The sequence below is a fragment of the Paenibacillus sp. Y568 genome, assembly GCF_059445545.1.
In genome coordinates, this window is sequence record NZ_JCAIUM010000038.1 from 1 (window position 1) to 6,448 (window position 6,448).

General features: G+C 37.7%; 7 protein-coding genes. All 7 read left to right on the top strand.

Annotation, left to right across the window (positions count from 1 at the left end):
- Window positions 1-504: 504 nt before the first annotated feature.
- The 7 genes from AC1D7X_RS25525 to AC1D7X_RS25555 all read left to right on the top strand — a co-directional run bounded on the left by AC1D7X_RS25525 (window position 505) and on the right by AC1D7X_RS25555 (window position 6,117).
- The gene (locus tag AC1D7X_RS25525; RefSeq protein ID WP_495476403.1) at window positions 505-876 is read left to right on the top strand and encodes a DUF5412 domain-containing protein; all 372 of its coding nucleotides are present in this window, start codon (window positions 505-507) and stop codon (window positions 874-876) included.
- A 1,294-nt stretch (window positions 877-2,170) separates the two neighbouring features.
- The gene (locus AC1D7X_RS25530) at window positions 2,171-2,701 is read left to right on the top strand and encodes an AAA family ATPase (RefSeq protein ID WP_495458782.1); all 531 of its coding nucleotides are present in this window, start codon (window positions 2,171-2,173) and stop codon (window positions 2,699-2,701) included.
- Between the two features lie 210 nt (window positions 2,702-2,911).
- Entirely contained in the window at window positions 2,912-3,337 is a 426-nt protein-coding gene (locus tag AC1D7X_RS25535) for a hypothetical protein (RefSeq protein WP_495476404.1), read from the top strand.
- 197 nt (window positions 3,338-3,534) lie between these two features.
- Window positions 3,535-4,098, top strand: coding sequence for a hypothetical protein (locus AC1D7X_RS25540; protein WP_495476405.1), 564 nt, complete (start codon window positions 3,535-3,537; stop codon window positions 4,096-4,098).
- A 141-nt stretch (window positions 4,099-4,239) separates the two neighbouring features.
- The gene (locus AC1D7X_RS25545) at window positions 4,240-4,770 is read left to right on the top strand and encodes a hypothetical protein (RefSeq protein ID WP_495476406.1); all 531 of its coding nucleotides are present in this window, start codon (window positions 4,240-4,242) and stop codon (window positions 4,768-4,770) included.
- A gap of 218 nt (window positions 4,771-4,988) precedes the next feature.
- Window positions 4,989-5,420 carry a GNAT family N-acetyltransferase gene (locus AC1D7X_RS25550; RefSeq protein ID WP_495458781.1) on the top strand — a complete coding sequence of 144 codons (432 nt, stop codon included), beginning with the start codon at window positions 4,989-4,991 and terminating at the stop codon, window positions 5,418-5,420.
- Window positions 5,421-5,685: 265 nt separating this feature from the next.
- On the top strand, window positions 5,686-6,117 hold the full coding sequence (locus AC1D7X_RS25555; RefSeq protein WP_495476407.1) for a hypothetical protein: 432 nt from the start codon (window positions 5,686-5,688) through the stop codon (window positions 6,115-6,117).
- The last annotated feature ends 331 nt before the right edge of the window (window positions 6,118-6,448 follow it).

Below are 6,448 nucleotides of genomic sequence, written 5' to 3' on the forward strand. Positions count from 1 at the left end.
ACTTTATCAATTTAGTTCCTGATTTTCCTACAAAAGATTTTGGCAATACATCAATAACTATTTTAAAGAAAATAGATAATCAATGGACATGTGAACTGCATAACTGTACAAAACATCTTGAGGGTAATATCAAAGAAGGCTGATCCATCTGATAACACCATATTCAAGCTTCGGGGCATTCGCCCCTCGGTCCGGCAGAAGTTAGAAGTATATTCGGGGATGGATCTTCAGTAGCGAGGAAGCGGAATCAGCCGGACACATCCAATCGACTAAGTGCGCTGACGCGCACTTAGTCGATAGGACGTCGTGAATACCCGAACGTTAGACGAAAGACTTGTAATAATTACAGGGTATTAAGTTCAAAAGAATGTAATGAAGATCAAAAGCGATGAAATCAAAAGATATATGTAATAGGTAAATGCCATATTTGATACTAGCAATTATGAAACATAAAGTAACATTCAAACTTTCAGTAAGGCATAACATTACAATGAAAGAGGGTGAATGCGAATCAAAAGAAAAATGATATTATACTTATTACTTCCAATCATTCTCGTTGCTTGCGTGATAGGGTATGGTTGGTACTGGGCGTTTTACGATATGAATAGGTTAACTGGTGGTGAAATTATTTCACAATCAACTTCACCAGTAGGTACATATACAGTAAAGGCGTATCTTTCCAGCGGTGGTGCAACAACAGGTTTTACTGTTAGAGGGCAACTCATCTTTAATAAGAGTTCAAAAAAGCCAAGAAATATTTATTGGAATTATAAAGAAGAAACTGCGGACATCACTTGGTTAGATGATGATACAGTTAATATTAACGGTCATATTTTGAATCTACCAAATGATAAATATGACTTCAGAAGGCATTGAAAATATATCGCTACGAACAATGCTTTCAACAATTTAAAAATACTTGACGTATGTGATCAATGACATTTGTTTGTGAATTCAAGGAGTCAAGTCCTTCGTCTAACATTGTATCTACGCTGCGGTTCTTACGAACCTTGGTCTGCAAGAGGGATTTCTAGGATGAGGATTCAGCAGACAACCCTGCACCTCCTAACCGCGTCGCGGCCAGTCGCTTTGCTCCTTTAAGGTGGTGAGGATTCGTAGATACCCAAACGTTATACGCAACCCCTTTGAGAATGTTAAAACATGAAACCAAGTAACAAAAAAATGAGAATAATGGTTAAAGGATCAATTAGACCAAGGATAATAGAAGGTAGACAAAGAGCATAAAAGAATTAATAGAATAAGGATGGATTCCGAAGAAGCAGTTGAGAATGGAGATACTAGGGATAGAGAAGGGGAACCTTTCCTATGCGGAAACGGATTTGATAGGACCAAAAGAACCAAAAGATAGAACCAAAATATCAAACACGTAAAGACATATTAAATACATAAAACACACAAGACATATATGGATGTGGAGTCGAAGAAGAAGGGGCAGCGTATAACAATGCATTTTTGCTTCGTCGCTGACGCTCCTTGGTCGCCAAGAGGTATTTCGAAGAAGTGGAATCAGGCGACACATCCAACCGGCTAAGTGGCGAGCCACCCGGACCTACGGTCCTTAAGCCGTTTGGACGTCAGAAATGCGCAACGTTATAAGAAATCCGGGGTAAAGACATTTGTTATTGCTTAGGACATTTCAAAAAAGTAGATTTGAAGTGACATGCTACTAGGGTTTATCGAGGAAGCAAATTTGAAATGACATTGTACTGAGGCATTTCGAAGAAGTAGATTGAAGTGACGTTTTACTGAGGCATATCGAAGAAGTAGATTTGAAGTGACGTTTTACTGAGGCATATCGAAGAAGTAGATTTGAAGTGACGTTTTGCTGAGGCATTTCGAAGAAATAGATTTGAAGTGACATTTTGCTAGAGCGTTTCGGAGAAGTGATTTATTAAAGAATTAATGAGAATATTCAAAGAAGCCCCGGACATCTTATAACAATGCATTTTTGCTTCGTCGCTGACGCTCCTTGGTCGCCAAGAGGTATTTCGGAGAAGTGTATTCAGACGACACATCCAACCGGCTAAGTGGCAGAGCCACCCGGACCTACGGTCCTTAAGCCGTTTGGACGTCAGAAATGCCAAACGTTAGACGAAAGCACCTGAAAAACATAATAAAACACACCAATTTAAAGGACTGAAGTGACAATATGAAACAGACTATTTATTTTGTATCCGGCCCAGCTGGAGTGGGAAAATCAACAACTGCTACTAAACTTGTTCAATCTATAGATAGAAGTGCTTATATTTCTGGAGATGATATCAGTCATATTCCCGTAAATGGTCGTGGGCGGCCTTGGATATGTGAAGAAACATTAAATCTGACTTGGAAGAACATTTTAGATATAACAAGAAATTTGATTGGGGTTAATTATGATGTTGTCATAGATTATGTGACTTTTAACAAAGATTTAGAGTTGTTTTTAGAAGGAATTAAAGATTTGAATGTCAGAATTATATATGTAATTTTGATGGCTGATGAAGAAACACTTATATACCGAGATAAATTAAGACCAATTGAAAACCAAATGGGGGAAAGAAGTTTAATTTTACTTAGAGAATTTAGAGAATCAATTACAGAGGAAAGGTATGTATTAGAGACACAAAACTATAAAGAGGATGAAATAAATAAAATTGTAGAAGACATAAAGAATAATCTAAAGTACTTGGTTGTTAGCTGACTCAAGAAGCAGGTGCCATCGTCTAACACCGTTTTCCTGCCGGGTCGCTGACGCTCCTAGGTCTGCCCGAGGCATTTCGAGGAAGTGGAATCAGGCAGACAACCCTGCAAGGCTAAGTGGCGAAGCCACCCAGTCGCATGCGCTCCTTTAAGCCTTTCGGGTTCAGGAACACACAAACGTTAGACGAAATTATTGAAATGAGGATAAACCATGAAATTCAAACAACTAAATAATAGGTGGGGGGCAGAACCGAACGCTCCAGATCCAAGCATTATCATAGAAGAGGATAAATTTATTTTAAGATTCTACTTAAATGCATTTATTTATAGTGATTATGAAGAAGAAGATATAGGCAGTTTAGAATTTGATAATTGTTATATGTATCGCTTAGGAGCAACGAATGATGAGGGATTTTATAAAGGGCAATGCAGATTTTCAGATAGCGGAATCAAATGGGGAGAGTTTTATTTACTTGAGGACTCAGGATGGGAAGATTCGTTCCCTAGTGACAGTATATACAATAACAAATACATAGATAAGAAGACACTAAAGCATTATTTATTTTATTTCAGAGACGAGACTTTTGAATGCATGGCTAGTGATTATAACTTCAAAGTATTGAAAGCTAACTCATAGAAGTCAATAACTCCGTCTAACACAGCATTCCTACTGCGGGCATTCGCCCTTGATCGCCAAGAAGGATATCAGAGGAGTGAAATCAGGCGATACATTCAACCAGCTAAGTCTGACGACCCGTTCCCGTTGGTCACTTAAGCTGCTTGAACGTCAGGAATGCCAAACGTTATGCGAAACCTTTGCGAGAGGGGAGAACCATGAAATCATTTGTTAGATACTTCAAATCAGTCTATAAAAACCTAGCTTCCTTTCTCAAACGTGAATGGAAACTTAATGATTATCCAATCGAAGTTAGAAGACAAATCTTGGATGATAAAGTTAAGCAATTATATGGATCATCAGTTACTGTTCAACCTTGGGATGTGCGAATTATCAAGTGGTATTGGATGAATGGTACAGGAGCTACGATTGAAGAGGCATACGAAGAACTAAAGAAAAGATTTAATGATTATAAAGCTGCTGGTCATATACTCCCTCGACCAGGAACTACTGTCGAGGTAAAGTTCGCTGACACTAAGAAAATTGATAAATATGATCATATTACTAAAGACTTTTTTATCAAGATACTAGATATGGATTATGACAATATTCTATTTATATCCGACGAATCTTCTTTATACGATTTTTGTTTGGATGATGATCTATTAGAAGAAAAACTGAAAAAGATAAAGGATATATACGGAATAGATTTGTCTGAAGATGATGGATACAAATTTAAGGATATTTTTAAGTTAATCGAGGAAGACAAAGGCATCGCATAACATTACATTACCACAGCGGTCGTTACTCTCCATAGGTCACCAGGAGGAAGGTTCGTAGAAGTTAATTCAGGTGACACATCCAACCAGCTAAGTGGCATAGCCACCCGGACCTACGGTCCTTAAGCAGTTTGGACGTCGGTAATGCGCGAACGTTATGCGAAACCCTTGCAAGAATATATGAAACATAAAGACCAATCAGAATTTAGTATCGGATGTGATTACATGGATGAAAGAATTATTACCTGTACCAGTGTTGGGGTATACGGACATGCGATTACTAAAGCAAGGTTTTATGAAGTAGTTGCTGAAGATGATGATAAACTTAGAGTAATCGGAAATCAGAACAGAAGAATCTGGATCAATAAACACCATTTTGCTGAAGGGAAAGTGGAAGTACCAATACTACAAAGTTGGAAGTTCGATGATGAATTAGACTCATTTGATCTAATCGAATTAACCATAACATTTAATAACGGAATGAAGAGATGGTGTTTGATAACCACGCCAGAAAGATTAGTAAAGCAGTTTGAACAACCTAATCTAGATCCACCAGGATGTAATATTCAACATTTAATAATTGTAAAGACTATGAACAATGAAGATATTGATAGGACGTTGAAATACCTAGATGAACAAGGAGAAATCGAAAAGGCAACAATATTATTAGGGTAGATGACTCGAAGGAGGCAAGGGCATCGCATAACACTGCATTCCTACTGCGGGCATTCGCCCTTGATCGCCAAGAGGGATATCAGAGAAGTTATTTCAGGCGATACATTCAACCAGCTAAGTCTGACGACCCGTTCCCTACGGTCACTTAAGCTGCTTGAACGTCAGGAATGCCAAACGTTATATGAAATCAACCTAATTAATGTAAAGGAGCCAAATGAATGATGATTCGAGAAGCAGAAGGAAAAGACAAAGAACAATTATTCAAGCTCTACAGAATGTTAGTTCCAAATAGCAAAAAAATGAATGTTTTAGAAGAACAAATAGAAAAAATCAGAGTAGACCCTATGAACTTTTTGCTAGTATACGATGAAGAAGGGGAAATCTTAGGGACAGTGACGCTAAACATATGTCTTCAGGCATTGCATGGTCTGAGACCATATGGAGTGATAGAGAATATAATTGTCCATGAGAATCATCAGAGTAAGAATATTGGACAAAAACTTTTGCAGTATATCGATGAGTATTGCAGATCTATTGACTGTCACAGAATAATGCTTTTAAGTAACTCTCAACGTCTAAGAGCTCACCAATTCTTTGAAAGAGAAGGGTATAGTGGGTCAGTAAGTAAGGGATTTAAAAAATATCTATAAATAGTTTATAAATAGAGTTTGATAGATCAATCGGGGAAGAGGTTGACATCATATAACAATGCATTTTTGCTACGTCACTGGCGCTCCTTGGTCGCCAAGAGGTATTTCGGAGAAGTGTATTCAGACGACACATCCAACCGGCTAAGTGGCAGAGCCACCCGGACCTTCGGTCCTTAAGCCGTTTGGACGTCATAAATGCGCAACGTTATATGCAATCAGGCTAGAGATGGAAGATCTTCTGAAACCCATTTCAAAGGAGTATCTTATGATAGAAATACTAGAAGAACCAATTGGGAATACGTACAAGCAATTAATATCATTGGCATTTAACATATGTGATGAGTTCATATTAGTCAAAAGGGATCAAATTGATTTAAGTAAAAGTAGTGAAACATTGATTGAAGAATTAAAACCATATATTAAAGAGAGCAAAAAACAGGATGAATGGCCAGGTACACGATTATTTGGGCATTTCGCAGATGTTTATTATTTTGATTGTCAGCAAGAATTAATGGAGTTACTAATAAGTAAAGCAGACCGATTATATCAATGGATGCAACCTGAATTATTAGAATATTTATGCTTTTTCAAGAGTAAAGAAGAATGGTTAATAACCATAGCACATGAAAACCTAGGAGTTATTAAGACAATGGAAATTTTAAGGATCAGAGAAATTGAAGGAATCATGATTTATTAATAATGCAAGGCAAGAAGAAGTGAGAATAGTATTTCAAAGAAGAGCCTGACAGCATATAACATTACATTTCTGCTTCGTCGCTGACGCTCCTTGGTAGCCAAGAGGTATTTCAGAGAAGTGGAATCAGGCGACACATCCAACCGGCTAAGTGGCAGAGCCACCCGGACCTATGGTCCTTAAGCCGTTCGGACGTCAGAAATGCGGAAACGTTATATGAAAGGGATGCGGGTTAAAAAACGTATATTAAGATCATAAATACATAAATCAAAATTACATAGGAACGCTTGTACGCATTCGGAAAAGAAGGTAAAATAAAGATACAATTGAATCT

Coding starts and splice junctions, on each gene's coding strand:
- AC1D7X_RS25525 (WP_495476403.1), top strand. CDS start 505: ATGCGAATCAAAAGAAAAATGATATTATACTTATTACTTCCAATCATT.
- AC1D7X_RS25530 (WP_495458782.1), top strand. CDS start 2,171: ATGAAACAGACTATTTATTTTGTATCCGGCCCAGCTGGAGTGGGAAAA.
- AC1D7X_RS25535 (WP_495476404.1), top strand. CDS start 2,912: ATGAAATTCAAACAACTAAATAATAGGTGGGGGGCAGAACCGAACGCT.
- AC1D7X_RS25540 (WP_495476405.1), top strand. CDS start 3,535: ATGAAATCATTTGTTAGATACTTCAAATCAGTCTATAAAAACCTAGCT.
- AC1D7X_RS25545 (WP_495476406.1), top strand. CDS start 4,240: ATGCGCGAACGTTATGCGAAACCCTTGCAAGAATATATGAAACATAAA.
- AC1D7X_RS25550 (WP_495458781.1), top strand. CDS start 4,989: ATGATGATTCGAGAAGCAGAAGGAAAAGACAAAGAACAATTATTCAAG.
- AC1D7X_RS25555 (WP_495476407.1), top strand. CDS start 5,686: ATGATAGAAATACTAGAAGAACCAATTGGGAATACGTACAAGCAATTA.